This window comes from Nocardia sp. AB354, from assembly GCF_049538315.1.
Lineage (GTDB): Bacteria > Actinomycetota > Actinomycetes > Mycobacteriales > Mycobacteriaceae > Nocardia > Nocardia nova.
Genome location: NZ_JBMVFU010000017.1, coordinates 50,417 through 75,357, shown reverse-complemented (window position 1 = coordinate 75,357; position 24,941 = coordinate 50,417). Strand labels below are relative to the sequence as shown.

Genomic DNA, 24,941 nt, shown 5'->3' with positions numbered 1-24,941 from the left:
GTTACCGCAGCTCGCGGGTGAGTTGCTCGATGCCGCCCTCGGATTCGAGCCAGGACAGGAACCGGGCCAGGCCCTGTTCGCGGTCGATGATCGGCGCGTATCCGAAATCGCGTGCCGCCGCGCCGGTGTCGTAGGTCGCGGTGCGGGTCAGCAACGCCACCACGTAGCGCGACAGCGGTGGCGACCAGCGCCGTGCGATCGCCGGTATGCGCCAGACCGTTTCGATCACCGACACGGCGGCCGCCAGCACACGCGGATCCGGCCGGCGGCTGGGAGCCGGGTAGCCGAGCCCGCCCGCCACCTCGGCCAGGAAGGCCCAGACGTCGGTCCGCTCCGCATCGGCGACGAAATAGGCCTTGCCGCCGACCCGGTCGGAGCCGGCGGCGCCCAGACAGGCGTGCACGATGTTGTCCACATGGCACAGCGACGCCTGGACCGAGCGGCCGGACGACAGATCGGGCAGGCGCCCCTGTGCGGTCCGGCCGAGCAGGCGCACGATCGGGCCGGAGCGGTCGCCGGCTCCCCAGATCGCGCGCGGCCGTAGCGCGCAGGTGGTGAAACCCGGGGTGTCGGCGGCGAGGACGGTGCGCTCGGCTGCGGCCTTGGTCTCGGAATACAGGTTCAGGTAGTGGCGCGGATACGGCACCGATTCGTCGATGTCGATCTGATCGCCGCCGTCGCGATCCATCAGAGCGCTGGGGCTCGAGATGAACACGAAACGCGTGGCTCCGGCGGCGCGGGCGGTGCGCAGCAGAACTTCGGTGGCGCGGACGTTCTCGGTGTGGAACTGGGCGCGGGTGCCGCGTTCGTCGACGCGGGCGGCACTGTGGAACACCACATCGACTCCGGCGCACGCGCGTTCGAGGGATTCGTCGTCGGTGAGATCGCCGTAGGCGATCCGCACACCCTCGAGTTCGGGCAGGTCGCCGAGGTTGCTGGTACGCCGCGCGAGGACGGTCACCTCGTGGCCGCCCTCGCGGACCAGGCGGCGGACCAGCGCGCCGCCGAGAAATCCGGATGCGCCCGTGACGAGTGCCTTCACCGTTCGTTCTCCTCGAAAGATGCCGTGCTGCGGACGATTTCGGTGCGCCACCAGGTAAGCCCGAACAGCTGGGTCATGACGGCGGTGTACAGGCGCGACCGGCCGCTGCCCCGCGCGGCGCGCAGGGCGACCGGAATCTGGGCGGCATGCACGCCGATGCTGAGCACCGCGTCGATCCACCACAGCGCGCGCAGCCAGCGGCGGCCGAAGCTCCGGACCGCCGGACCGGCCAGCAGGAACAACCATCCTGCGATCGGAACAGCCCGCAGCGCAACAACTTTCACGTTCATCGCAACGCCTTCGCGGTCTGCCGAGCCGCCCACACCGCGAGCTGTTCGTGCCCGATCTTGGCGTTGTGCCGGATATCGACCGGAAATCCCGGATGAAACAGGAACTCCGAGATCTTCGTGGTCAGCTCGAATTCCGCGCCACGCGCGCGCAGCGCGGCGGCCACGTCGTCGCGATCGGCGTCCGGGCGCAGTTCCACGCACAGCACGGGGCGCTGTGCTTCCGCCGGCCCCACCCCGACCAGTGCCGTGCGCGCCACACCCGCGACGGCGTTGAAGATCTGCTCGACCTGTACCGTGAACATCGGGCCGTCGGCGGTGCGGACCCGCTGGGATTTGCGTCCGCAGAACCAGATTCGCTCCTGGTCGTCGATCCACGCGAGGTCACCGGTGCGATGCCAGACGGTCTCGCCGTCGACGATCTTGCCCGCCGCGTTGGCCACGGCGGGCCAGTAGTAGCGAGTGCTCACATTCGGCCCCGCCACCACCAGTTCGCCGATGCCGCGGGTGGCCGCCAGTTCATCCTCCCGGGCGCGGGCGTCCGCCCACGTGGGCAGCGGGTGGTCGGTGATCGCCACGATTCGCGCCCGCACCCGGTCGGCCGGACGGCCGATGCAGGTGCCCGCACCGGCGCGGGCGCGTTCGGACGGGCCGTCCAGCAGCTCGCGCGATTCGATCGTCGACATCGGCAGTGCCTCGGTGGACCCGTATCCGGCGTAGACCAGCACATCCTCCTCGAGCACCGCGCGCAGGCCGGCGATACACCAGTCCGGAACCGGCGCGCCACCGGAATAGATGCTGCGCAGTGTCGGCAGCCGGGTGCCGGTCTGTTCGAGGTGGCGCAGCAGCGGAATCAGCACGGCGGGGGAGGCGAACATGGTGCGGACGCCGAACCGGCCGATCGCGTCGGCCACGTGCGCCGGATCGGTCGCACCCACCCGGCTGGGAATCAGCGGCGGCAGCACGCACTGCGAACCGAGCAACAGATCCAGAATGCCGACCAGCGGCAACGTGATCAGCGAGGTCTGCGGCGGCACATGCCCGCGCGCGGCGTGGACCTGCTCGACCATGGCCGACAGATTGCCGTGGGTCATCTCCACGGCCTTGGCCGGTCCGGTGCTTCCGGTGGTGAAGGCGATCATCAGCAGGTCGCCCTCGGGCGCGGGAGCGCGGTCCGGCGCGGTGCCGGACGGGCGGCGACCCCAGCTGTCGAATGTCGCTCCGCCCCAGAACCACCGCCGCCCCACCGTGACCGCGACCCGCACCCCGCGGAAGTAGCGGCGGAACAGCACCCGCGCCGCATGCGCCTGCGGAATGCCGATGAACGCCTCGGCGTCGGCCGCCTGCAGGCAGCGCAGCATCCGGCGCAGCCCCATACCCGGATCGATGACCACCGGCACCGCGCCGATCTTCAACAGTCCCAGCATGATCGCGTAGAGCTCCGGCCCCGGCAGCACCAGCACGATGGTGCGGGTCCCGCTGCCGACGCCCGCGGCGGTGAGCCGCTCACCGACAGTGTCGGACCAGCGATCCAGGTCGGCGTAGCTCAGCCGCCGATAGTGCGGGGTGCCCGCATGGTCGGCATCGGCGAAATACACCGCGGTGCGGTCGGGTGCGGCCGCGGCGACCACGCGGAACCGGTCGACCGCGCGCCAGTATGTACCGCTCACGCCGCCGCACCGGCGGCGACCGGCAGGCGATACACCGCGGCCGCCGCGGACGGTCCCGCGCCCGCCGCGACGAACAGCACGGTGTCGAAGCCGGCGAGCGAATCCTCCTCCACCGCATGGTGATAGGCCAGCGGCAACGCCGCGGTGTGTGGATCGCCGGCGGACAGGTCCGGGGTGCGGACCTCGCCGATACCGAGGGTGTCCGCGAGCAGCCGCGGGAACTTCGGCGTCGGCGTGGAGGCGATGAGAACGGTTGCGGCGGGATCGATTCCGTCGGCGTCGAGGGCGCGGCGGCCGGCGTCGGCGGCGATCTCCAGCAGTCGATCCTCGAATCCGGGTTCGCGTTCCACCGTCATCAGTCCGCGTCCGGCCGTGCCCATAGCGGTGACGTCGACATACGACTGCACCACGGGAGAACCCGAACCCGCGACGGTGTGCACGCGGCCGAAGCCGACCGGCTCGTCGGTGTGCTCGAGCAGCAGCGCGGCACCCGCGGTGGCGTAGGGGAACTCGTCGTCGGCCGCCGACCGGGCCAGCGACGGATGGGTGTCCCCGGAGACGATCAGGACGTGGCCGGATCCGGCGGTCTCGAGAATCGACTGCGCGACCTGAACCGCGTTGAGCACACCGGTGGCGCCGTTCATCAGGTCGAACGAGAACGAGCGCGGGTCGCCGAACCGGTAGTCCAGTCCGATCCCCGCCTCCTTCTGGATCAGCGCCGACACCGCCGGTTCCACGGTGTTGGAGTCGCGGAAGATTCCCGCGTTGATCAGCACCCCGACCTGCTCCGGCGCCACCCCGGCGCGTTCGAGGCTGCGGCGCGCGGCGCGGCCACTGTGCTCGACGATGCTGAACGTGTCGCCCTCGCGACTGATTCCGGTGGATGTGATGGCAACGCCCATGACCAGTACCTCAGACCTTCAGAGACGAAATCGTGGTGGACAGGAAACCGCCGACCACCCCGGAGGCGGCCGGAACCATCAGCAGTTTCGAGCCGGCCGGGATCTCACCGCGGCTCAGATGGTCGTGCAGCACGATGAAATGTGAAGTGCTGGAGGTATTTCCGTATTCGGTCAGCACATTGAGGTCGGGCGGCATCGGTGCGCCGAATTCCCGTTCGGCGATGGCGTTCATATACGGGATCGCCGCCGCGCCGAACTGATGGTGGATGACGAAGTCGAAGTTCTCCTCGGCGAACGTGGTGCCGCGCTTCTCGTAGAACATGCGCTGGGTGTCGGTCCACAACAGGAAACGGGACTCGTTGTGCATCTTGCGGTTGTCGGTGTAGAGCGCCACGCCCGGGGTCTTGTCACTGGGCATGCCCAGGCACAGGTGCGAGAACTCCGAGGCCGTGACCAGCTCGATGTAGTCGATGCGGTCGGCCTCGTCGACGGAACGATCGAGCACCACCGCGGCCGCGGAATCGCCCACGGTGAGCGACGCGAATTGCAGATCGTATTTGTCGGAAATTTCGCGCACTGCGGTATCGGCGATCGGAGTAATCGCCTCACCGCTCACCACGATGCCGTTGCGCACCATTCCGGATCGAATCATCCGATCGAGAATGTAGGTTCCGCTGAGCATTCCCGCGCAGGCGTTGGAAAGGTCGAAGGTAATGGCGTTCCGCGCACCGATGCGTTGTGCCAGAGCCGACGCGAAGGACGGCTCCATATATATCTTGTCGGCGTCCTTGCTGCGGGTTATCGAGGTGGAGATGACCACCTCGATCTCCGACCCGGAGTACTGTGACCTGGACAGACACTCGTCCAGCGCCTTGCCGGCCAGGACGAACGAGTCTTCGTAGGATTCCGGTCGGGTGTCGTGAACGCGGCGTTCGCGCACGCCTGTGATCTTTTCGAGATCGAAGTCCGGCGGTACGGCGAGGCGCGATATCAATTCCTCCGTGGTGACCCTTTTTTCGGGTAGATATGCGCCGATCGCTTCGAAACGAGAATGCGGCACGCCGCCTCCTGAATTGGCATGACGAATGCTTGCGGAATTTGTTCGTGACGTGATGCTACCCGAGAGTAACTAGCGCATTCTTGATCCGCATCTCGACGCTTCGACTGGGTAGCGGTGAATGCGATGTATTTGTGACAGCGCGTCGCAGCAAGTAGTAACTACTCGGCAATCGATGAATATCGCCACTACATCGAGGCTTCTGTCGATTCGCGAAGTGGATCCGGGAGTCCGCTAACTTGCAGAGTGTCGGATTCGTGGTGAAACTTCACATCGATCGGGGCGGTCGATTGTGAGAGACCTCACCGAGCGCAGGGCCGTCCGAGCCGGATCAGCCCAGCCGTGCCATGACCGCCCTCGGCAGCCGTGGCAGCACGAGGTTCAGTGCGCGCCAAGGCCATTGCGGCACGCAGGCGCGCACCGGCTCGGACTCGATCGCGGCGACCATCGCGGCCACACCGCGTTCGAGCGGTGCGACCAGCCGGGCGTCGTCGGCGCGCGCCGACATCTCGGTGGCGATGAAGCCCGGTTGCACCGTGGTCACGGCGATCGGGCTGCGGCGCAGTTCGATCGCCAAACCCTCACCGAGCGCGGACAATCCGGCCTTGCTCGCCGCATACGCGGCCTTCTTACCGGGCAGCCCGCGCACCGCGCTCATCGACGAGATCAGCACCAGATGCCCGGCGTTCTGGTCGCGAAAGATCTCCAGTGCGGCCTCGGCCTGGGCCAGCGCACTCACGAAATTCGTTGTGGCCGTCGCGATATTCGCATCCGCACGCCCAGTGCCCAGCGCCGCGCCCTTGCCCAGGCCGGCGTTGACGATCACGCGATCCAGCCCGCCGAATTCGTCGCGGAATTCTCCGAATACGCGCGGGACCGCCTCGTGGTCGTCCACATCGAGGGTCCGCAGCGAAACCCGGATATCGGGATGGGCCGCCCGCAATTGCTCGCGCAGCGACCGCAGGTTCTCCATGCGGCGCGCGCACAGCGCGAGATCGCGCCCGCGCGCCGCGAACTGCCGAGCCATCTCGGCCCCCAGGCCCGCACTCGCTCCGGTGATGAGAATTCTGCGCCTGGTCATGGCACCCCACCCTAGTGCCGCCCGGCCGTCTGATCAGGAAATCCGGCGGGCTCCGGCGGCGGGCACCGCCACGAAGAATCGCGGTGGGGATAAACCGTCGTCGCGAAACCGCCGCCGGATCGCGGCCGCGATCGAATCGGTCCGCTCGATATCGGTCACCGCGATGACGCTGCCGCCGAATCCGCCGCCCACCATGCGCGCACCGTGGGCCCCGGCGTCGAGCGCGGCCGCCACCGCCGCATCCAGCTCCGGCGTGGAGACCTCGAAATCGTCGCGCAACGAAGCGTGTCCGCTGGTGAGCAGCGGCCCGATCGCGCGCGGATCACACCCGTCGCGCAGCAGTTCCACCACGGTCAGCACCCGCGCGTTCTCGGTGACGACGTGGCGGGCGCGCCGCCGCAGCACCGGGTCCGCCAGCCGCTGCGTTTCCGCCGGATCGGTGACGGCACGCAGCGAATGCACGCCCAGAGCGTGCGCGGCCTGCTCACATTCGCGCCGGCGCCGGCCGTAACCGCCGTCGGCCAGCCGGTGCGGGGTGTCGGTGTCGGCTACCAGCAATTGCAGGCCGGCCGCGGCGAGATCGAAGGGAACCTGCGCGAATTCCCCGGTGGCGAAGTCCAGGAACAGGGCGTGACCCGCCGTGCAGAGCAACGAGGCGGACTGGTCCAGGGTCCCCGTCGCCGCGCCGACATAGGAGTTCTCCGCGGCCCGGCCGATGTCGATCAGCTCGGCGCTGCCGGCGTCGATCTCGAACAGATCGCGAATCGCCAGTGCCACAGCGCATTCCAGCGCCGCAGAGGACGACAGCCCGGCTCCCACCGGTACCGCCCCGTCGATCTCCAGCACCACCCCGGACAGTTCGTGCCCGCGGCGCCGATATTCGTGCACCACGCCCAGCGGATAGCGGGCCCAGCCGGTGACGGCGGATTCGGCGAGCCCGTCGAGCGATTCGCGCACCTGCCCGGCGTGCTGTTTGGAACTCACCCGCACCGTGCCGTCCGTCGTGGCCTCGGCGGTGCAGGTCACGACCTGAGGCAACGCGATCGGCAGCGCGTATCCGTCGTTGTAGTCGGTGTGCTCGCCGATGATGTTGACCCGGCCGGGCGCGACCCATACTCCGCGCCGGGGTGCCGCGCTCACCGCACCTCCCGCAGTTCGGCGGCCACGGTCTCGGGGGTGGTGTCGCTGATGAAGACGTTCATCCCCGATTCCGAGCCGGCCAGATACTTCAACTTGTGCACCGTCCGCCGGATCGAGAACAGCTGCAAGTGCAGCCACCAGTCACCGCCCGGCACACCGGATTTCGGCGCTTGATTCCATGCCGCCACGTACGGCATGGGGGTGTCGAATCGGCGCGCGAAGCGTTGCTGCACATCCAGGTACAGATGCGCGAAACCGTCGCGCTGGGCATTGTCGAGATCGGGGATATCGGCCACCCGGCGGTGCGGATAGAGCTGAACTTCGTAGGGCCAGCGGGCGAACGGTGGTACGAAGGCGGTCCACTCCTCGTTCGCCGCGACCACCCGGACGCCGGCGGCCCGTTCGGCGCCCAGAAGATCACCGAACAGATTGCTGCCGTGGGCTTTTCGATGGCGCGCCGCGTTGGCCACCATCGTCGCGGTGCGCGGGGTGGGGAAGGGGTAGGCGTAGATCTGGCCGTGCGGATGCGACAGCGTGACGCCGATCTCCTCGCCGTGATTCTCGAAGCAGAACACCTGGGCCACGCCGTCGAGCGCCCCGAGTTCGGCGCTGCGCTGGGCCCACGCGTCCACCACCAGGCGCGCCCGGCCCGGATCGAGCCCGGCGAACGAACTGTTGTGGTCGCTGGTGAAGCACACGACCTCGCAGCGGCCGAAACCGTTGCGCAGCAACGTCTCCGGCGACCCCTCGACGTGGTCGGGAAGTTCGGCGCGGCCGGTCGACAGCGACGGGAAGCGGTTCTCGAACACCACCACCTGATAGTCGGCCTCGGGGACCTCGGTGGGATGGCCGGGGCGCGACGGGCACAGCGGGCACAGATCCGCCGGCGGCAGGAAGGTCCGGCTCTGGCGGTGCGAGGCGATCACCACCCACTCGCCGAGCAGCGGATCGAAACGTGCCTGGGAATGCGTACTGGTCCGAGGCAGATCCCGGGTGTCGGCGGCGGTGCGTGGCACCGGCTCGCTGTCGAAGTAGATGATCTCGCGGCCGTCGGCCAGCGACCGACGACTCATCACCGGACTCGGCCGCGCCATCGCATCCCTCCGCTCGATCCACCGGATCTCAGCGGGACACTAACATCGCGGCCGCGACAGGCGGCGGGTGCCGGATCCGGCGCGGCGGATACACCGCGCCGGACCGGCCTCGCTCAGTACTCGCTGCCGAACAACCCGCCCGGCCCGTAGGAGCCGGTCGGCGGCGGCGCCGGCATCATCACCCAGCCGCCGCAGTTGGCCGAGGCGAACGCGACATCGGACGATTTGATCAGCACCCGCACCGGAGTGGTGTGGGTGCGGTCGCTGGCGACGATGGCGGCGTTCGGGTCCGGCGGATCACCGGGTTCGGGAATCTTCCACAGGCGCTCCCAGGAACAGTCGTGCGCCGGGTCCGCCGGCCCCGCGGACTGATAGATGCCGGGCGCGATATCTACCCCGACCCGGTACATCCCGTCTCCGGGAATGTTCGTCGCCGGATCGGCGGCAGCGGTGCCGGATCCGAGCATCGTCACCGTGGACGCGACGGCCCCGGCGATCACAAACGTGCGTCCACGCACGGCGGTCCTCCTCGATCTCGCAGACGGCCGTCGACTATCGGGCGGCCGGAGAAGATCCCCGCATCTTCCGGGGCCTTGGTCTATCAGAAATGCGATAGGCGCGGACCGGATCGGAGAAATATCTGGAGATTCGACAACGCCCGGTGGGCGGTGGGCAGACGGCCGCGAAATGCCGTCGCTGAACGTCCCCGCGGGATCCCCTCGCGCCCACGGGGACGGCACCGGCGTGCGATTCGACCGCCGAGGTGCGAGATGGGAACGTACTGCAGCGCGGGCGACCCGTGCAACACAGCGGTATTTCAGAATTAAATTACTCTGGCGAATCATCCGGGATCAGCATTTCGGCATTTTCGGCCGCGGGCCTGGATATCGGCGGATCGTGCGGATTCGCCCGGCCACAGCGACATTCGGGCAATGATGTGCATTCCCTCGAATTTCGCCTCGATGTGGTCAGCGACACAAACCTGCCGGTTGTTCCGTGCGTTCGGCGAGTGCGGCCACGATGAGATAGCTCTGAGATGTCCGTTTCTCCTGCTGGCTACCGCCGAATCAGCCGCGCGACCGGCGTGTCTGCGAAAATGACGTGCCACTGCGGCTCTAATGGGGGTAACGGTTCGGTAACTGAGCTTGCGTAGTTGATGCTGGCGTTGCAACAGTGAACCACTGGGTTTGATGTTACTAGTGGGAAGGGAGGGGTGTGCCCGTCTCCGGGTGCGCCGTCCGAACATGAACCATCCACACATCATCAAGACCGGAGTCAGGCTCGCCGTCGCCGCGGTCACCACGGCCGGTGTGCTGGCGCCCGCCGCCGCTCTCGCCGCGCCGGCCGCGCCCGCAGATCCCGATATGTCGACCAAATTGGTGGGTAAGACGGTATTTCTGGACCCGGGCCATCAGGGCAGTAACCACAACGAAGACCTCAATCGTCAAGTGAACAACGGCCGTGGTGGCACCAAGGAGTGCCAGACCACGGGGATGACCACCCGCAACGGCGTGCCCGAGCACACCATCAACTGGAATGTGGCACAGCTGGTCCGGCAGTCGCTCGAGGCGCTCGGCGCGCACGTCGTGATGAGCCGCCAGGACGACACCGGCTGGGGCGGATGTGTCGACGAACGCGCCGCGGCGGCCAACAGCTCCGGCGCCGCGGTGGCCGTCAGCATCCACGCCGACGGCGCACCGGAACAGGATCACGGATTCCATCTGATCGTGCCGCAGCTGCCGGTCCCCGATGCCAAGGCGAACGAAGCGCAGTCGGGCCCCGGTCAGGTCGCCACGAATGCCATGCGCGACGCGTACAAAAAGGCCGGGTTCACGCCCGCTGATTACGCGGGCGCGGTCGACGGTCTGCAAACCCGGTCCGATATCGCGGGCCCGGCGCTGACCGAGGTGCCCGACGTCTTCATCGAAATGGGCAACGGCGCGAATGTCGACGACGCGAAAAAGCTCGAATCGCCCGAGGGGCAGCTCGAGCATGCCATCGCGATCACGACCGGGCTGGTGAGTTATCTGATCGGAGTGGCTCCGGGTGGTGCCTCGCCGGCCGCGTCGCCCGCCGATAGTCCGGCGAGCGCGCCGCCGTCGGCGCCGGGGCAGGACAATTCCGCGCCGCAGACCGGTACGTCACAGAGCACCACGTCGCCGAGTGCCACCCCGCAGAGTCCGGCACCGCAGAATGCCGCGCCGGAGAGCGCGTCTCCGCAGGGATCGGCGACACCGAATTCCGGCGCCCAGAATTCGGGGACCCAGAATTCGGGGACGCAGAATCCGGCAGCACCGCAACAGAATTCGGCAACGGACGCATTGCGTGGCGGGCCGAACTCGACGCCCGCCACCACGCAGTCCGCGCCGACGTCCACCGCGCCGTCGGCTCCGGCCACGACGCAACCGGGCTCGAATCCGGCCGGCACCTATCGCACGGCGCCGGGAACCTATTCGAACACCGATCCGGGCACGTCCGGGGTCTCACCGCAGACTTCGACCGCACCCGGAACCAGCGGCACCCAGAAACCGCAATCCGGTTCCGGTGCAGGTAATCTCGCCACCACCGCCATGCAGCTGCTGCTGCCGCTGGCGAAATCGCTCGGCTTGGGCAACGGTGCGCTCGATTCCGAACTGGTGAATCTGGCCTACACCCTGGTCTCCACCCTCCTGGGGCAGAGTAAGTAATCGGCCCCGTTCGTGCCCGCCCCTCCGCACGAAGGGGCGGGCACGTCCTCGTCCGGGCGTGGGTAAGCTCGGCCGAATGGATCGGCGCATACCTGTTCTGGTGGTCGCGGGATTTCTGGGAACCGGTAAGACCACGCTGCTGAACCATCTGCTGCGGCGACGCGAGGCCCGGATCGGCGTCGTGGTCAACGATTTCGGTGCGGTGAATATCGACGCCATGCTGGTCGCGGGCCAGGTGGACGCCATGGTCTCGCTGGGCAACGGCTGTGTGTGCTGTGCGGTGGACGTGACCGAACTCGACGAGATGTTCGCCCGGCTCGCCGAGCCGCGCCACGGCATCGATGTGATCGTGGTGGAGGCCAGCGGCCTCGCCGAACCTCGCAACCTGATCCGCATGGTCATCGGCAGCGACAATCCGCGCATTCGCTACGGCGGATTGATCGAGGTCGTGGACGCCGAGCATTTCGACGACAGCCGCGCCCGCCATCCCGAACTGACCACGCATCTGCGCCTGGCCGACCTGATCGTGCTGAACAAGGCCGACCGGGTGCCGGCCGCGCGGCTGGACGACCTGCGCGCGGAGATCGAGGGAATCGCCGCGGGGGTGCCGGTCTATGCCACCGCGCACGGCCGCATCGATCCGCCGCTGCTGTTCGACGTTCCCGAACGCGGCGAATCGACGGCCGCGCGGCAGTTGTCGTTCGACGAACTGCTCGACGATCACGACCACGACGCGCCCGGACACCGCCATCTGCACGACGGCTACGACAGCGTATCGTTCACCACCGCAACCGATCTCGACCCGCGCCGCCTGGTCGGATTCCTGGAGGATCCGCCGTCGGGCCTGTTCCGCGCCAAGGGCGCCACCGCGTTCAGCGTGCGCGGTGAGAACCGGAAGTTCCTGCTGCACATGGTCGGCCGGCATGTGGTCTTCGAGCCGGCCGCGTGGTCGCGCGGTGAGACCCGCGAAACCCGGCTGGTACTCATCGGATCCGGTCTGGACGCGGACTCCGCGGCGGCCCGGCTGCGCGCCACCGCTCACACCGGACCCGAACCGCTGGACGAGCAGGCATTGCTGCCGGTGTGGCGGTACGTGCCGAGGGACGACTCGGATCAGAGCGCGTGAATCTCCGGTGCCATCTCGATGAGCCGTCGCAAACGCGGCGGCGTCCACGGCCCGTCCGGTCCGAGAATCGCGTGGTCTATTCCCGTGGCGGCCAGGGTCTTCAAGTGGTCCAGCACCGGTCCGGGACCCGAATCGATATCCAGGGCCGTGGTGACGGTCTTCTCGATCGTGGAATAGTCGCGGCCGATCTCGTCGCACTGGCGCCGCAGCACCGCGAGTTTGTGCGCGAGGTTGTCGGCGTAGCCGCTGCCGGGAAGGTCGAACAGATTGCAGGCGTCGGCATACCGGGCCACCAGCGGCAGGGTTTTGCGTTCGCCACTGCCGCCGATCAGGATCGGCGGATGCGGGCGCTGGATCGAATTCGGTGAATTGAGCGGCCGCGCCAACTCGTAATGCTTTCCCCGATAGGGCGTCTCGTCCTCGCTCCACATGCGGTGTGCGATCTGCAGCAATTCCTCCAGTTGTTCGAAGCGCCTGGGCAGTCGCGGGAACGGAATACCCAGGCCCTCGGCCTCGAATGTGGTGCTCGGGCCCATCGGTTCCGGATCGAAGGGCGCGCCGGCGCCGACGCCGAAGATCAGGCGGCCGCCGCTGAGGACGTCGAGGGTGGTCGCGGATTTGATCAGCACGCCGGGATGGCGATACGGCACCGCCGTGACTAGCGTGCCGAGCCGGATACGGTCGGTGATGCCGGCGAGAAATCCCAGCGCGGCGTAGGCCTCGAGCATCGGCGACTCCGGCGGATGTCCGCTGATGCCGATCTGGAAGAAGTGGTCCATCACCCAGAGGCTGTCGATACCCGATGCGTCGGCTGTTTGCGCGAGTTCCGTGACCGCCGAACCGATTTCGCCGTTCGGGACGGGCCAGGAGAAGTCGGTGAGTGCGATGCCGATTTTCACGTAGATCTCCCGTTCTAAGTTGTTAGCCGGACAATGACTATAACGTGAGTCGGCTAACGAATACAATACCTCTACGCTGAACACACCATGACCGACGACGACTTCCAGACCGCGTTCTGGTCCACCAAACACGCCCTCGCGGTGGCGGCGGCGGCCGCCTACGCCCGGCACGGCGTGTACGAGGGCCAGCAGTTCATCTTGCGCCAGCTCTGGCAGGAGGACGGTCTGACGCCCGGTCAGGTGGCCAAACGGCTCGGCCTGGCAACGCCCACCGTCACCCGGGCGACCACCCGGATGGAAGCGGCCGGACTGGTCCGGCGTGAACCGCATCCGACCGACCGCCGACTGGTCCGCCTGCACCTGACCGCACGCGGGCGGGATCTGGAGCACGAGATCGAAGCCGAGAGCGCGCGACTGACCGAACGGGCGCTGACGTCGTTCAGCGCGGCCGAACGCGCCGCACTCTTCCGGGCGCTGCGCCGCATCGAGGCGAATCTCACCGAGTCCACACCGGCGGCCGAGGCGAATCCCGGCACCGAACCACGCTGACGTCGTGGCCTAGCCGCAGGCGTTGACCCACTCGGACATGCCGTCGGCGAACAGCTGGCGCTTCCAGATCGGGACCTCGTGCTTGATGCGGTCCACCAATTCCGCGCAGGTCTGGAAGGCCTCGCGGCGGTGCGGAGCGGCGACGGCCACCGTGATCGCCAGATCGCCGACCGTCAGCTCGCCCACCCGGTGAACCGCGGCGACCGGTAGGCCGGCGGATTTCCCGACCTCGGCGCACACCCGGGTCAAGAACTTCTCCGCCTCGGGGTGAGCCGAATACTCCAGGGCCGAAACCGCCTGTCCGCCATCGTGATTGCGAACTTTACCGGTGAAGACGACGACCGCGCCGTATTCGGGGCCGGTGACCGCGCGCTCGACCTCCTCGGGCTGCAACGGCTGATCGCTGATGCGGGTGAGCGGCGTGTACTCACTCATGGCGGCCTCCTCCGGCGACCTGGGCCAGCAGATGATCCAGCAACGGTTGCAGGACCGCGATTCCGTCGCGGACCCCGCCCGGCGAACCGGGCAGATTCACGACCACCGTAGTGCCGGACAGGCCCGCGACGCCACGGCTCAGGGCCGCCAACGGAAACGCGGCTGTACCGCGCTGGCGGATCGACTCGGCGACGCCCGGCAATTCACGATCCAGCACCGCCAGCGTCGCTTCCGGAGTGGCATCGGAGGGCGAGGCGCCGGTGCCGCCGGTGGTGATCACCAGTCCCGGCGTGCCGTCGAGCGCGTCGCGCAGACCGGCCGCGATATCGGCATCGGCGTAGACCAGCGGTCCGCGCACCGAAAAGCCCAGTCCCGCAAGCCAGTCCGCCAGCACGGGACCGGTCTTGTCGACCCGGGTACCGGCCGCGACGCCGGTCGAGGCCACGACCACGACCGCGGTCCGGGAGCCCTCGCCGGCGTGCGTCGCGTGGTGTACCGCATCGCTGTGGCGCCGGCCGGCGGGAGAGTGTCCGGTCGCGGGCGCCTCGGCCGACAGCGCGACATCGTCGGACGATGCGATATCGGGCCGCTCCCAATGGCCGCGCTTACCACCGTCTTTCGTCAACAGGCGCACACCGTCGAGGACGGCCGCCGGATCCACCGCCTTCACCATGTCGTGCAGCGTGAGGCCGGCGATCGCGACCGCGGTGAGCGCCTCCATCTCGACGCCGGTGGGGCCCTTCGTCTTCGCTCGCGCCTCGATGGTGATGGCGGCCTCGTCGAAGCCGAAGCGCACATCCACCGAGGACAGCGCCAGCTGATGGCACAGCGGAATCAGCTCCGAGGTCTTCTTCGCCCCCGAGATACCGGCGATGCGAGCCGTCGACAGCACATCGGCCTTCGGCAGGTCGTCCGCGCGCACCAGGGCGACCACCTCGGGCGTCGTCCGCAGCAGGCCGGCCGCCACCGCCACCCGTGTCGTCTCGGCCTTGGCGCTCACATCGACCATGCGCGCCCGGCCTTCGGCATCGACGTGCGACAAGGTGCCGGCGTCGTCTTTCGGTACCGCGTCGTCTTTCGGTACGGGGCCGTATTCGGCATGGGACAGTTCGTTCACAGTTCGCGCACCCTCACCAGCGAACCGGCCGCCACCGTCGTGACATCGGCCGGAATTTCGATCAGAACATCTGCCTGCGCCATCGCCGCGACGAGATGCGACCCGGGTCCCGACACCGAACGGACCCCCGCACCTTCGCGCCGGCCCCGCAGGAACTGCCGCCGGCCCGCCGGGGAGCGCACCGGATCCAGCAGCGCCACCTCGTAATTCGGCACCGGAGCCAACCCGCTCAGCTGCCGCAGGATCGGCCGGGCGAACACCTCGAACGACACCATCGTGCTCACCGGATTACCCGGGAAGCTCAAAACCGGAACCCCGTCGACCACACTGATGCCCTGCGGGCCACCGGGCTGCACGGCCACCGAACCGAACTCGCCGCCGACCTCGGCCAGCACCTCCTTGACCACTTCGAAATCGCCCTGCGACACCCCGCCCGAAGTGAACACCACATCCGCGGCCGCCGTCGCGATCGACAACTTGCGGCGGAACTCGCCCGGATCGTCGCGGCTGTGCGAGACATCCACCACATCGATCCCGTTGGCGCCCAACGCAGCAGCCAGCGCGATCCCGTTCGAGTTGTAGATCTGCCCCGGGCGCAACGCGACACCGGCCGACACCAGCTCGTCGCCCGTCGTCAGAACCGCCGCCCGGATCCGCCGCGCCACCGCCACCGAGCTGATGCCCACCGCCGCCAGGGCCGCGATCCGATGCGGCGACAACAACGACCCGGCCGCCACCAGCAGCTCACCGCGCCGGATATCGGTTCCCGCCTCGCGCACGAAATCGCCTGCGTTGCGGCCGCGTTCGATCGACACGCCGCCGTCGACGGCGCGGGTGTCCTCCACCGGCACCACACAATCGGCGCCCGGCGGAATCGGCGCGCCCGTCATCACCTTGACCGCCGCCCCGTCCGGCAACCGCTCCGGGCCACCCTGACCGGCGGCCACCACACCGGCCACCGGCAGCGTCACGGGCGTCACCGCGACCGACTCCGCCCGTACCGCGTATCCGTCCATCCCCGAATTGCGGAACACCGGCAGATCCAGCGGCGACCGCACATCCTCGGCCAGCATCCGGCCCCGCACCCCGTGCAAGGCCAACTGCTCCACCTGCCGCACTGCCAGCGGTCGCAGCAGCTGTTCGATCCGCTCCCGATGATCCTCGACGGACCGAGCCACAGTCTTGGCAGGCTGACTCATAGACGTCAGCCTAGCTGTGTCTTTGGCCTTCGCTTCGCTGCGGCGGGTCTCGGCCCCCTGGGCCTCGATTTTTCACTCCTCCGCTCAGTCGCTGCGCTCCCTCGCTCCGTCGCTGCAAAATCGAGGCGGGCCGAGACCTTTGGAGTTCACCGTCGCGGGTGGTACAGACCGGATGTTCACTTGCTGCGGCGGTGCTCGGTTACCTCACAGGTGTGGACTTGCGGGACGTGAGGTGGGGGCGGCCCCCATAATGGAGGAGTGACCGTCGTTCTCATGGGGATTCCCGCCGTCCGGGGCGGGCGGCCCTCGCTGGACGGACGGCCCGATACGGAGCTGCTCGTCGACAAATTCGGGCGCACGGCCCGGGATCTGCGAGTGTCGATCACCGAGAAGTGCTCGTTGCGGTGCACCTATTGCATGCCGGAGGAGGGGTTGCCGGCCATCCCCGCGGACGAATTGCTCTCGGCCGCGGAGATCGTGCGGTTGGTGGAACTCGCGGTGCGGCGCCTGGGCATCCGCGAGGTGCGGTTCACCGGCGGCGAGCCGCTGATGCGGCGCGATCTCGAGGAGATCGTCGCCGGATGCCATGCCGCCGTTCCTGACACGCCGCTGGCGATGACCAGCAACGGCATCGGGCTCGAACATCGCGCGCGCGGGCTGGCGGCCGCGGGACTCGGCCGGGTGAACGTCTCCCTCGATACGGTCGACCCCGCCGGATTCGCCCGGCTCACCCGCCGGGACCGGCTCGGCTCGGTGCTGACCGGCATCCGCGCCGCCCATGCCGCCGGTCTCTACCCGGTCAAGGTGAACGCCGTGCTGATGCGCGAAACCCTTTCCGGTGCGGTCGATCTGCTGCGATGGTGCCTGAACGAGGGATGCGAACTGCGGTTCATCGAGGAGATGCCGCTCGACGCCGACCACGAGTGGGCACGCACCAATATGGTCACCGCGGCCGAACTTCTCGACGTTCTCGGCGCGGCCTTCACCCTCACCGAGACCGGGCGTGCCGACCCCTCCGCCCCGGCGGAGACCTGGCTGGTGAACGGCGGTCCCGCCACGGTCGGCATCATCGCCTCGGTCACCCGTCAATTCTGCGGCGACTGCGACCGCACCCGCCTGACCGCCGACGGCATGGTCCGGTCCTGCCTGTTCAGCGACCAGGAATACGATCTGCGCTCCCTGCTGCGCGCCGGCGCGAGCGACGACGAAGTGGCACAGCTGTGGCGCGGCGCGATGTGGAACAAATGGGCCGGGCACGGCATCGCCGCCGCCGATTTCGTCCCCCCGGAACGCACGATGGGAGCCATCGGTGGTTGAGGTCAGATATTTCGCCGCGATCGCCGACGCGGTCGGCAAATCCAGCGAACATCTGGACCTGCCCGATACGGCAACGGTCGGTGACCTGCGTACGGCATTGCGCGCGGCCTACGGAGCCGATCTCGATCCGATGCTGAAGGTCTGTGCCTATCTGGTGGGCGAGGAACTCACCCGCGACGACAGCACCCCCCTCACCGCCCGCGTCGACGTACTACCGCCGTTCGCGGGCGGCTGATCAGCGCCCGTTTCTCGAGCGGTGGGCTCGGCCCCTCAGTTCTTCCACCAGGAGTCGAGCGGCGACACCGGCACCGTCCGCTTGTGCCGGGTGTTGCAGTAGATCGTCTCGACGCGCTCGGCCACCCCCGGCGCCACGTCCTTGCCCTCGAGATAATCGTCGATCTGGGCATATTTCAGGCCGAGCGCCTCCTCGTCCGGCAGCGCCGGGCGATCGTCTTCGAGGTCGGCGGTGGGCACCTTCTCCCACAGGCTCGGCGGAGCGCCCAATTCCTGCAGCAATGCCGCACCCTGGCGCTTGGTCAAACCGGTCAGCGGAGTGATGTCGACGCCGCCGTCGCCGTGCTTGGTGAAGAACCCGGTGACCGCCTCCGCCGCGTGGTCGGTGCCGACGACCACGAGATTCAACTGCCCCGCGATCGCGTACTGGATGATCATCCGTTCGCGCGCTTTGATGTTGCCGCGAACGAAATCACGCAGCTCGGTCTCGTGTCCGAGCAGTTCGCGCACGCCCTCGGCGGTCGCGGCCGCCACCGCGTCGGCGCCGGGCTTCACATTGACCTCGACCACATGGTCCGGGCCGATGAAATCCAGCGCCCGCTGCGCGTCGTCGGCATCGGCCTGCGCGCCGTAGGGAAGCCGGACCGCGACGAATGTCGCCTCCTGTCCCCGGGCGCGCAACTCGTCCACGGCCAACTGGCACAGTTTGCCGGTGAGCGAACTGTCCTGACCACCGCTGATGCCGAGAACGAAACCCGTTGCCGGCGTGGAACTCAGATAGTCGGCCAGGAATTCGACGCGGCGCCGCACCTCGACCTTCGGTTCGATCTCGGCCGCGACACCCAATTCGGCGATGATCTGTTCGCGCAGGTTCCCCATGCGGGCCACTCTACTGGGCGGGTGCCACCAGTGCGCGCACCACGTTTTCCCAGTGGTCGGCGATCTGTTCGGGCCGATAACCGAGGACCCGTAGCTGATGCAGCACCAGGCCGGCGTCGAGAATCGCCAGCAGCGTATCCGCCGTCAGCGCGATATCGCCGTTCATGTCGAGCTGCCGAAGCAACAGAGACACATGGGTTTTCGAGATGTTGTACGGCGCGCTGGCGTAGCGGCCGGATTCGTCGGCGGCGCGGCGCATTTCGCCCTCCACCTCGATCCCGGCCAAACGGGCGCGACCGTAGGCGATCAGCCGCTGCAGCGGCGGGGCGCCCGGGCCCAGCGGCGGCGGCCCGAACATGAACGCCGCCTGCAGTTTCTGCTCGGACTGGTCGAGCAGCGCCAGCATGAGACCGGCCCGGTTGCCGAACCGGCGGAACACGGTGCCCTTGCCGACGCCCGCGCGCTTGGCGACCGCGTCCATCGTGACGCCGTCGGCGCCGAATTCGCGGACCAATTCCTCGGCGGCGTCGAGCAGCAGCTGCCGATTGCGTACGGCATCGCTGCGCTCGGAGTGTTCGGCTACCGGCAGCGCGGTGGTGAGCGCGGTCGGCGGGAGGTCGACGGCCACGGCCTCGAGTGGCAGCACGCCCGGACGCGGCGCGGCGGCGAAGGCCGGATCCGTGGCGCGCGGATCGGACGAATGGGACGAATTCGACGGCGTCGAATCGGGAGTGTCGCAGTTCACAGTTCGTTTACCCCATGACCCGGGAATGAAAGCGGACCGTAGTCCGGTTATCGTGTCGTGACAGCGGAAGCCACCGCCGCCCCACCGCACAAGGAGTGATCATGTCACAGACTCGCATCCTGGCTCTCGTCGGCAGCTTGCGCGCCGGTTCGATCAACCGGCAGCTGGCCGAGGCTGCCGCCCAGACCGCACCGGAAGGTGTCGAGGTCGATATCTACGACGGTCTCGGAAATGTTCCGTTCTACAACGAGGACATCGACGTACCGGGTCAGGTGCCGGCACCGGCGCAGGCGCTGCGTGACGCCGTCGCCGCCGCCGACGCCCTGGTGCTGTTCGTCCCCGAATACAACGGAACGATCCCGGCCGTGCTGAAGAATGCGATCGACTGGGCCTCGCGGCCCTACGGCGCCGGTTCGATCAAGGACAAGCCGGTGGCCGTGATCAGCGCCTCGATCAGTCAGAACGCCGCGAAGTGGGCGCACGGCGACACGGTGAAGGCGGTAGGTGTGGCCGGCGGCACCGTTGTGGAGAGCGCGCACCTGCACTTCGGCACCATCGGCCAGCGCTTCGGCGAGGCGCATCCGCGCGACGACGCCGAGGCTCTGACCCAGCTCGCCGCCGCGGTCACCGAACTGGTCGCGGCGCGGGAATCGGTCAACGCCTGAGCCCGAGACGGTAACCGGCTCGAGCCGTTCCGAGGGGCCGCACCCGATGGTGTGGCCCCTCGGTGGCGTCGGGGGCCATCGGCTGCGAGGGGCGGCGACGTGACCGGCGTCCTAACGCTCCCGTAGCACACCTCTATAGGATATGAAAACCATTTCCAATAGGAGGTCGTCATGAAGGTCCGGAATTCACTGCGTTCGCTGAAGGACAAGCCGGGCGCTCAGGTGGTGCGACGCCGTGGCAAGACCTATGTGATCAACAAGAAGGAGCCGCGGTTCAAGGCTCGCCAGGGCTGATCCGGCTCGGCTGCGACACGCCGAAGTAGCCGCCGAATGCCGCGTTCGTTCCCCGGAACGGGCGCGGCATTCGATCGTTTCGGATGTGCCCAGACGGGCCTGTTGAGATCCCTGTGGCCGATGTGACGAGAGGTGGTATTGGGTTTGCTGAGAGAGAGCTGCGACATGAAATCGTGATCTGCGCCACTGTCGTGTCGGGTTGCGAATCAACTGTCCTGGTACTTACGGCCGTCGAATTTCATCTTTGTGGTTCGCAACATGTCGTGTTGTATGAATCTGTCGGCCACTAGGTGTAGTGTCTACGGCACTGGAAGGGGAGACGGATTCCGAGCCGATCACAGCACTGTGATCACCGGTGGTGCCCCTACTTCCAGGGGTTTGCGCAGTACCAGATGGATCGTGCTCAGTACGGATGCTCACAGCAGATGGCGTACCGATTCAAGGCTGCATCGGATAAGGCAAGGAGAGAGGGTCACCCATGAGTATCACGGTCTACACCAAGCCCGCTTGTGTCCAGTGCAACGCCACCTACCGCGCGCTCGACAAGGCCGGTGTGGAGTACGAGGTCGTCGATATCTCCGAGAACCCCGAGGCCCGCGACTATGTGATGGCGCTGGGATATCTGCAGGCCCCCGTCGTCGTCGCCGGCGACGAGCACTGGTCCGGTTTCCGTCCGGACCGCATCAAGTCCCTGGTGACCGCCGCGGCCTGATCCGCTCCGGTCACCGTTCGTCCGACGAGCAGAGTAAGGGGGAGTGGGATGGCTGGGTTGTCCGGGGAAGGAACCCAATCGACGCCCGCTCTGGTCTACTTCTCGAGCGCGTCGGAGAACACACACCGCTTCGTCGAACGGCTGGGTTTGCCGGCCGTTCGCATTCCGCTCCACACCGCCGATTCGCTGCGCGTCGACACGCCCTATGTGCTGATCTGCCCCACCTACGGTGGCGGCCGGCACGTGTTCGACGCGCAGCGCGGCGAGGGGGCAGCCGGTCGCTCGGACAAGGAATTCGTCCCCAGGCAGGTGGCGAAATTCCTCAACGATCCGCATAATCGTGCGCTGTTGCGCGGGGTGATCGCGGCCGGCAACACGAACTTCGGCGATACGTATTGCTATGCGGGAGAGGTCATCTCGCGCAAATGCGGGGTGCCGTACCTGTATCGCTTCGAACTGATGGGAACCGCCGAGGACGTCGAGCGCGTCCGAGAGGGATTGGGATTGTTTTGGCAACGACAACAGCACCGGCCGGAAAGACGGCCCGCCTAGAGCGCCCGGTCAGCACCGAGACCTCGACCGAGGGCCTGGACTACCACGCGCTCAACGCGATGCTGAACCTGTACGGACCGGGCGGTGAGATCCAGTTCGACAAGGATGTCGCCGCCGCCCGGCAGTACTTCCTGCAGCATGTCAACCAGAACACCGTCTTCTTCCACAACCTCGACGAGAAGCTCGACTACCTCGTGGAGGAGAACTACTACGAGCCCGAGGTTCTCGACCAGTACAGCCGTGCGTTCGTCAAGAAGCTGTTCCAGCAGGCCTACGCCAAGAAGTTCCGGTTCCCCACCTTCCTCGGCGCGTTCAAGTACTACACGTCCTACACGCTCAAGACCTTCGACGGGAAGCGCTATCTCGAGCGGTTCGAGGACCGGGTCTGCATGGTCGCGCTGACCCTGGCCGCCGGCGACGAGATCCTCGCCCAGCAGCTGGTCGAGGAGATCATCGACGGCCGCTTCCAGCCGGCCACCCCGACGTTCCTGAACTCGGGCAAGAAGCAGCGCGGCGAACCGGTCTCGTGCTTCCTGCTGCGCATCGAGGACAATATGGAGTCCATCGGGCGCTCCATCAACTCGGCGCTGCAGCTGTCCAAGCGCGGCGGCGGAGTCGCGTTGCTGCTGAGCAACATTCGCGAGCACGGCGCGCCTATCAAGAAGATCGAGAACCAGTCCTCCGGCGTCATTCCCATCATGAAGCTGCTCGAGGACTCCTTCTCCTACGCCAATCAACTCGGCGCGCGTCAGGGTGCGGGCGCGGTGTACCTGCACGCGCACCACCCCGACATCTACCGCTTCCTCGACACCAAGCGGGAGAACGCGGACGAGAAGATCCGCATCAAGACGCTCTCGCTGGGTGTGGTGATCCCCGACATCACCTTCGAGCTGGCGAAGAAGAACGAGGACATGTACCTGTTCTCGCCCTACGACGTCGAGCGCATCTACGGCGTGCCGTTCGCCGACATCAACGTCACCGAGAAGTACTACGAGATGGTCGACGACAAGCGCATCCGCAAGTCGAAGATCAACGCCCGCGAGTTCTTCCAGACCATCGCCGAGCTGCAGTTCGAATCCGGTTACCCCTACATCATGTTCGAGGACACGGTGAACCGGGCCAACCCGATCAAGGGCAAGATCACCCACTCCAACCTGTGCTCGGAGATCCTGCAGGTCTCCACGCCGTCGGTGTTCAACGACGACCTGTCCTACGCGGAGGTCGGCAAGGACATCTCCTGCAACCTGGGCTCGCTCAATATCGCCAAGGCGATGGACTCACCGGATTTCGGGCAGACCATCGAGGTCGCGATCCGGGCGCTGACCGCGGTCTCGGATCAGACCCACATCTATTCGGTGCCCTCGATCGAGCAGGGCAACAACGAATCCCACGCCATCGGCCTGGGCCAGATGAACCTGCACGGGTATCTGGCGCGCGAGCGGGTCCACTACGGATCCGAAGAAGGTGTGGACTTCACCAACATCTACTTCTATACCGTCGCCTATCACGCGGTGCGGGCCTCCAACAAGCTCGCCATCGAGCGCGGCACGGCCTTCGGCGGCTTCCCGGAATCCAAGTACGCCAGCGGCGAATACTTCGACAAGTACACCGAACAGGCATGGGAGCCGAAGACCGATCGCGTGCGGGAGATCTTCGCCGAAGCGGGCGTGCACATCCCGACCCAGGAGGACTGGCTCGAGCTGAAGGCCTCGGTCATGGAGCACGGCATCTACAACCAGAACCTGCAAGCGGTGCCGCCGACCGGGTCGATCTCCTACATCAACCACTCCACCAGCTCGATCCACCCGGTGGCGTCGAAGATCGAGATCCGCAAGGAAGGCAAGATCGGCCGCGTCTACTACCCGGCCCCCTACCTGACCAACGACAATCTCGAATACTTCGCCGACGCCTACGACATCGGCTACGAGAAGATCATCGACACCTACGCCGCGGCCACCCAGCACGTGGACCAGGGCCTGTCGCTGACCCTGTTCTTCAAGGACAGCGCCACCACCCGCGACGTCAACAAGGCCCAGATCTACGCCTGGCGCAAGGGAATCAAGACCCTGTACTACATCCGCATCCGGCAGATGGCGTTGCAAGGGACTGAAATTGAGAATTGCGTTTCCTGTATGTTGTGATGTGTAGCACATAGAAGACTCGATGCGGGGGGTCGATGGGTAAGCCGAAACATGGTGTCATCTACGGAGTTCGCCTCCGCACCGAGTACGACTATCGCTATATAGGGTTGACGACGAAGTCGGAGCATGTACGGCTCCGGCAACACTTCAAGGAAGCCGGTGCGGGTCGCAAGACGCCGTTTTACGACTGGCTGCGCAAACAGGACCGAGATGCCGTCATTGCGGATGTCCTGGACTGGGTATACGGCCTCCAGGATCTGGGACGCGCTGAGATCGCGTGGATCGCTTATCTACGGAAAGAAGGCCAGCCACTCCTCAACCTTTCCGAGGGCGGACTGGGGCCAGTAGGCGTGATCTGGACCGCGGAAATGCGGGAGGCCGCGCGGATTCGGTCGACCGGCCGTCAGGGTGTGAGTCGTTTCGGCGAAGAGAATCCGTTTTTCGGGCGTACGCATTCGGCGTCGCAGCGCGTGAAATGGTCGATGGACCGCAAAGGCTCTTTTCAGGGTGAAGCGAATCCCAACTTCGGGTTCGGCGCCGCGCACCCGGGATTCGCCCATGCTATGCCGGAAGAATCGCGTCGGCGTCTTTCGGAGATGCGCATGGGCGCAGGAAACCCGAACTTCGGGCGGACCGCCAGTGCCGAGACTCGGGCGAAGATGTCCGCCGTCCGGAAGGGGCGGCCGATGCCTTCGAGCAGGCGCAATGCCCACACGCGACATCACACGAACAAGGGTGTCTTCAAGGAGACATGTCGATATTGCGTCGAGGATACGGCCGATACGAAGGACGAGTGAGGGAGGCGGCGGCCGTACTGATCACCCCTCGCTCGGTACATGCGCGAAACCGAAGTTTCGAGGTTCGGCGCGGCGGCGGTTGGGGGTGTAGCCTGCATGCGGGCGCTGTGCGTCCGGGCGATGACCAGGCGACGATGCGGGTCATCGGGGTGCCGGGAGGGCATCGAAATTCTCTGACGGTGTAGTGCGGGCGATGAGGAGGTGGGTGGCTGTGCGTAGCGAACCCCCGAGTCGAAGGCCGCGCGGCGCCGTCCTCCTGTTCTGCCGGTAGAGCTTTCGGTGGCGAGGTCGGTGCCTCGCGGTGTGATCCGTGATCCCGT

General features: G+C 67.1%; 26 protein-coding genes. 11 read left to right on the top strand and 15 right to left on the bottom strand.

The genetic code is table 11. The annotated features are described in order from the left end of the window. Window position 1 precedes the first annotated feature (1 nt). The 9 genes from ACPCUW_RS23565 to ACPCUW_RS23525 all read right to left on the bottom strand — a co-directional run bounded on the left by ACPCUW_RS23565 (window position 2) and on the right by ACPCUW_RS23525 (window position 8,791). Complete coding sequence (locus ACPCUW_RS23565) at window positions 2-1,042, bottom strand: NAD-dependent epimerase/dehydratase family protein (protein ID WP_423427140.1); 1,041 nt, start codon at window positions 1,040-1,042, stop codon at window positions 2-4. Continuing rightward, the gene (locus tag ACPCUW_RS23560) at window positions 1,039-1,332 is read right to left on the bottom strand and encodes a hypothetical protein (protein ID WP_423427138.1); all 294 of its coding nucleotides are present in this window, start codon (window positions 1,330-1,332) and stop codon (window positions 1,039-1,041) included. Before ACPCUW_RS23560 ends, ACPCUW_RS23565 begins: the two co-directional genes overlap by 4 nt. After that, window positions 1,329-2,999: a fatty acid CoA ligase family protein gene (locus ACPCUW_RS23555; protein ID WP_423427137.1), complete on the bottom strand. Its 1,671-nt coding sequence runs from the start codon at window positions 2,997-2,999 to the stop codon at window positions 1,329-1,331. The genes ACPCUW_RS23560 and ACPCUW_RS23555 overlap by 4 nt, the downstream gene beginning before the upstream one ends. Continuing rightward, complete coding sequence (locus tag ACPCUW_RS23550; protein ID WP_423427135.1) at window positions 2,996-3,901, bottom strand: hypothetical protein; 906 nt, start codon at window positions 3,899-3,901, stop codon at window positions 2,996-2,998. The genes ACPCUW_RS23555 and ACPCUW_RS23550 overlap by 4 nt, the downstream gene beginning before the upstream one ends. 10 nt (window positions 3,902-3,911) lie before the next feature. Then, window positions 3,912-4,961, bottom strand: coding sequence for a 3-oxoacyl-ACP synthase III family protein (locus tag ACPCUW_RS23545; RefSeq protein WP_423427133.1), 1,050 nt, complete (start codon window positions 4,959-4,961; stop codon window positions 3,912-3,914). Window positions 4,962-5,289: 328 nt separating this feature from the next. Next, on the bottom strand, window positions 5,290-6,039 hold the full coding sequence (locus ACPCUW_RS23540) for an SDR family oxidoreductase (RefSeq protein ID WP_305779958.1): 750 nt from the start codon (window positions 6,037-6,039) through the stop codon (window positions 5,290-5,292). Between the two features lie 33 nt (window positions 6,040-6,072). Further along, a complete protein-coding gene (gene galK, locus ACPCUW_RS23535) occupies window positions 6,073-7,179 on the bottom strand; it encodes a galactokinase (protein WP_423427131.1) in 1,107 nt (368 codons plus the stop codon). Beyond that, on the bottom strand, window positions 7,176-8,237 hold the full coding sequence (gene galT, locus ACPCUW_RS23530) for a galactose-1-phosphate uridylyltransferase (RefSeq protein ID WP_423427205.1): 1,062 nt from the start codon (window positions 8,235-8,237) through the stop codon (window positions 7,176-7,178). Before galT ends, galK begins: the two co-directional genes overlap by 4 nt. A gap of 149 nt (window positions 8,238-8,386) precedes the next feature. After that, window positions 8,387-8,791, bottom strand: coding sequence for a hypothetical protein (locus ACPCUW_RS23525; protein WP_063015672.1), 405 nt, complete (start codon window positions 8,789-8,791; stop codon window positions 8,387-8,389). Between the two features lie 726 nt (window positions 8,792-9,517). Between ACPCUW_RS23525 and ACPCUW_RS23520 the strand changes: the two genes are divergently transcribed. Together ACPCUW_RS23520 and ACPCUW_RS23515 are read left to right on the top strand one after the other, a co-directional pair. Further along, window positions 9,518-10,960, top strand: a complete 1,443-nt coding sequence (locus tag ACPCUW_RS23520) for an N-acetylmuramoyl-L-alanine amidase (RefSeq protein ID WP_423427129.1) — start codon at window positions 9,518-9,520, stop codon at window positions 10,958-10,960. A gap of 76 nt (window positions 10,961-11,036) precedes the next feature. Continuing rightward, complete coding sequence (locus ACPCUW_RS23515) at window positions 11,037-12,086, top strand: CobW family GTP-binding protein (protein ID WP_423427128.1); 1,050 nt, start codon at window positions 11,037-11,039, stop codon at window positions 12,084-12,086. Here ACPCUW_RS23515 and ACPCUW_RS23510 read toward each other — a convergent pair. Then, window positions 12,074-13,069, bottom strand: a complete 996-nt coding sequence (locus ACPCUW_RS23510; RefSeq protein WP_423427127.1) for an LLM class F420-dependent oxidoreductase — start codon at window positions 13,067-13,069, stop codon at window positions 12,074-12,076. The genes ACPCUW_RS23515 and ACPCUW_RS23510 overlap by 13 nt on opposite strands. 3 nt (window positions 13,070-13,072) lie before the next feature. Between ACPCUW_RS23510 and ACPCUW_RS23505 the strand changes: the two genes are divergently transcribed. Continuing rightward, window positions 13,073-13,534 (top strand): MarR family winged helix-turn-helix transcriptional regulator, encoded by a 462-nt coding sequence (locus ACPCUW_RS23505; protein ID WP_064905596.1) that lies wholly within the window; start codon window positions 13,073-13,075, stop codon window positions 13,532-13,534. Window positions 13,535-13,543: 9 nt separating this feature from the next. Here the strand turns inward: ACPCUW_RS23505 and ACPCUW_RS23500 are convergent, their stop codons facing one another. The 3 genes from ACPCUW_RS23500 to glp all read right to left on the bottom strand — a co-directional run bounded on the left by ACPCUW_RS23500 (window position 13,544) and on the right by glp (window position 16,285). Further along, window positions 13,544-13,969: a molybdenum cofactor biosynthesis protein MoaE gene (locus ACPCUW_RS23500; RefSeq protein WP_063015668.1), complete on the bottom strand. Its 426-nt coding sequence runs from the start codon at window positions 13,967-13,969 to the stop codon at window positions 13,544-13,546. Then, on the bottom strand, window positions 13,962-14,978 hold the full coding sequence (gene moaCB / locus ACPCUW_RS23495) for a bifunctional molybdenum cofactor biosynthesis protein MoaC/MoaB (RefSeq protein ID WP_423427203.1): 1,017 nt from the start codon (window positions 14,976-14,978) through the stop codon (window positions 13,962-13,964). Before moaCB ends, ACPCUW_RS23500 begins: the two co-directional genes overlap by 8 nt. 104 nt (window positions 14,979-15,082) lie before the next feature. After that, window positions 15,083-16,285: a gephyrin-like molybdotransferase Glp gene (gene glp, locus ACPCUW_RS23490; protein WP_104391584.1), complete on the bottom strand. Its 1,203-nt coding sequence runs from the start codon at window positions 16,283-16,285 to the stop codon at window positions 15,083-15,085. Between the two features lie 258 nt (window positions 16,286-16,543). Between glp and moaA the strand changes: the two genes are divergently transcribed. Both moaA and ACPCUW_RS23480 read left to right on the top strand, forming a co-directional pair. Further along, window positions 16,544-17,602, top strand: a complete 1,059-nt coding sequence (moaA, locus tag ACPCUW_RS23485) for a GTP 3',8-cyclase MoaA (protein WP_423427125.1) — start codon at window positions 16,544-16,546, stop codon at window positions 17,600-17,602. Continuing rightward, complete coding sequence (locus ACPCUW_RS23480; protein WP_063015665.1) at window positions 17,595-17,837, top strand: MoaD/ThiS family protein; 243 nt, start codon at window positions 17,595-17,597, stop codon at window positions 17,835-17,837. Before moaA ends, ACPCUW_RS23480 begins: the two co-directional genes overlap by 8 nt. A 35-nt stretch (window positions 17,838-17,872) precedes the next feature. Here ACPCUW_RS23480 and nadE read toward each other — a convergent pair whose 3' ends face one another. Both nadE and ACPCUW_RS23470 read right to left on the bottom strand, forming a co-directional pair. Beyond that, window positions 17,873-18,715, bottom strand: coding sequence for an ammonia-dependent NAD(+) synthetase (nadE, locus tag ACPCUW_RS23475; RefSeq protein WP_423427123.1), 843 nt, complete (start codon window positions 18,713-18,715; stop codon window positions 17,873-17,875). A 10-nt stretch (window positions 18,716-18,725) separates the two neighbouring features. After that, window positions 18,726-19,343 (bottom strand): TetR/AcrR family transcriptional regulator, encoded by a 618-nt coding sequence (locus ACPCUW_RS23470; protein WP_227462829.1) that lies wholly within the window; start codon window positions 19,341-19,343, stop codon window positions 18,726-18,728. A 218-nt stretch (window positions 19,344-19,561) separates the two neighbouring features. Here ACPCUW_RS23470 and ACPCUW_RS23465 point away from each other — a divergent pair, with 218 nt between their 5' ends. From ACPCUW_RS23465 to ACPCUW_RS23440, 6 genes are all read left to right on the top strand, one after another. Beyond that, window positions 19,562-20,125 (top strand): NAD(P)H-dependent oxidoreductase, encoded by a 564-nt coding sequence (locus ACPCUW_RS23465; protein WP_195075168.1) that lies wholly within the window; start codon window positions 19,562-19,564, stop codon window positions 20,123-20,125. A 171-nt stretch (window positions 20,126-20,296) separates the two neighbouring features. Beyond that, window positions 20,297-20,419: a type B 50S ribosomal protein L36 gene (gene ykgO / locus ACPCUW_RS23460; RefSeq protein ID WP_036504093.1), complete on the top strand. Its 123-nt coding sequence runs from the start codon at window positions 20,297-20,299 to the stop codon at window positions 20,417-20,419. A 478-nt stretch (window positions 20,420-20,897) separates the two neighbouring features. Then, window positions 20,898-21,131 (top strand): redoxin NrdH, encoded by a 234-nt coding sequence (locus ACPCUW_RS23455; protein WP_030515663.1) that lies wholly within the window; start codon window positions 20,898-20,900, stop codon window positions 21,129-21,131. Between the two features lie 48 nt (window positions 21,132-21,179). After that, window positions 21,180-21,683, top strand: a complete 504-nt coding sequence (nrdI, locus tag ACPCUW_RS23450; protein ID WP_051756104.1) for a class Ib ribonucleoside-diphosphate reductase assembly flavoprotein NrdI — start codon at window positions 21,180-21,182, stop codon at window positions 21,681-21,683. A 35-nt stretch (window positions 21,684-21,718) separates the two neighbouring features. Then, the gene (nrdE, locus tag ACPCUW_RS23445; protein ID WP_423427200.1) at window positions 21,719-23,824 is read left to right on the top strand and encodes a class 1b ribonucleoside-diphosphate reductase subunit alpha; all 2,106 of its coding nucleotides are present in this window, start codon (window positions 21,719-21,721) and stop codon (window positions 23,822-23,824) included. A 35-nt stretch (window positions 23,825-23,859) separates the two neighbouring features. Next, window positions 23,860-24,621, top strand: coding sequence for an NUMOD3 domain-containing DNA-binding protein (locus ACPCUW_RS23440; RefSeq protein ID WP_423427120.1), 762 nt, complete (start codon window positions 23,860-23,862; stop codon window positions 24,619-24,621). Window positions 24,622-24,941 lie beyond the last annotated feature (320 nt).

Coding starts and splice junctions, on each gene's coding strand:
- glp (WP_104391584.1), bottom strand. CDS start 16,285: ATGAGTCAGCCTGCCAAGACTGTGGCTCGGTCCGTCGAGGATCATCGG.
- moaCB (WP_423427203.1), bottom strand. CDS start 14,978: ATGGTCGATGTGAGCGCCAAGGCCGAGACGACACGGGTGGCGGTGGCG.
- ACPCUW_RS23550 (WP_423427135.1), bottom strand. CDS start 3,901: ATGGGCGTTGCCATCACATCCACCGGAATCAGTCGCGAGGGCGACACG.
- ACPCUW_RS23505 (WP_064905596.1), top strand. CDS start 13,073: ATGACCGACGACGACTTCCAGACCGCGTTCTGGTCCACCAAACACGCC.
- ACPCUW_RS23520 (WP_423427129.1), top strand. CDS start 9,518: ATGAACCATCCACACATCATCAAGACCGGAGTCAGGCTCGCCGTCGCC.
- ACPCUW_RS23500 (WP_063015668.1), bottom strand. CDS start 13,969: ATGAGTGAGTACACGCCGCTCACCCGCATCAGCGATCAGCCGTTGCAG.
- nadE (WP_423427123.1), bottom strand. CDS start 18,715: ATGGGGAACCTGCGCGAACAGATCATCGCCGAATTGGGTGTCGCGGCC.
- nrdI (WP_051756104.1), top strand. CDS start 21,180: ATGGCTGGGTTGTCCGGGGAAGGAACCCAATCGACGCCCGCTCTGGTC.
- ACPCUW_RS23515 (WP_423427128.1), top strand. CDS start 11,037: ATGGATCGGCGCATACCTGTTCTGGTGGTCGCGGGATTTCTGGGAACC.
- ACPCUW_RS23440 (WP_423427120.1), top strand. CDS start 23,860: ATGGGTAAGCCGAAACATGGTGTCATCTACGGAGTTCGCCTCCGCACC.
- ACPCUW_RS23540 (WP_305779958.1), bottom strand. CDS start 6,039: ATGACCAGGCGCAGAATTCTCATCACCGGAGCGAGTGCGGGCCTGGGG.
- ACPCUW_RS23455 (WP_030515663.1), top strand. CDS start 20,898: ATGAGTATCACGGTCTACACCAAGCCCGCTTGTGTCCAGTGCAACGCC.
- ACPCUW_RS23465 (WP_195075168.1), top strand. CDS start 19,562: ATGTCACAGACTCGCATCCTGGCTCTCGTCGGCAGCTTGCGCGCCGGT.
- ykgO (WP_036504093.1), top strand. CDS start 20,297: ATGAAGGTCCGGAATTCACTGCGTTCGCTGAAGGACAAGCCGGGCGCT.
- ACPCUW_RS23560 (WP_423427138.1), bottom strand. CDS start 1,332: ATGAACGTGAAAGTTGTTGCGCTGCGGGCTGTTCCGATCGCAGGATGG.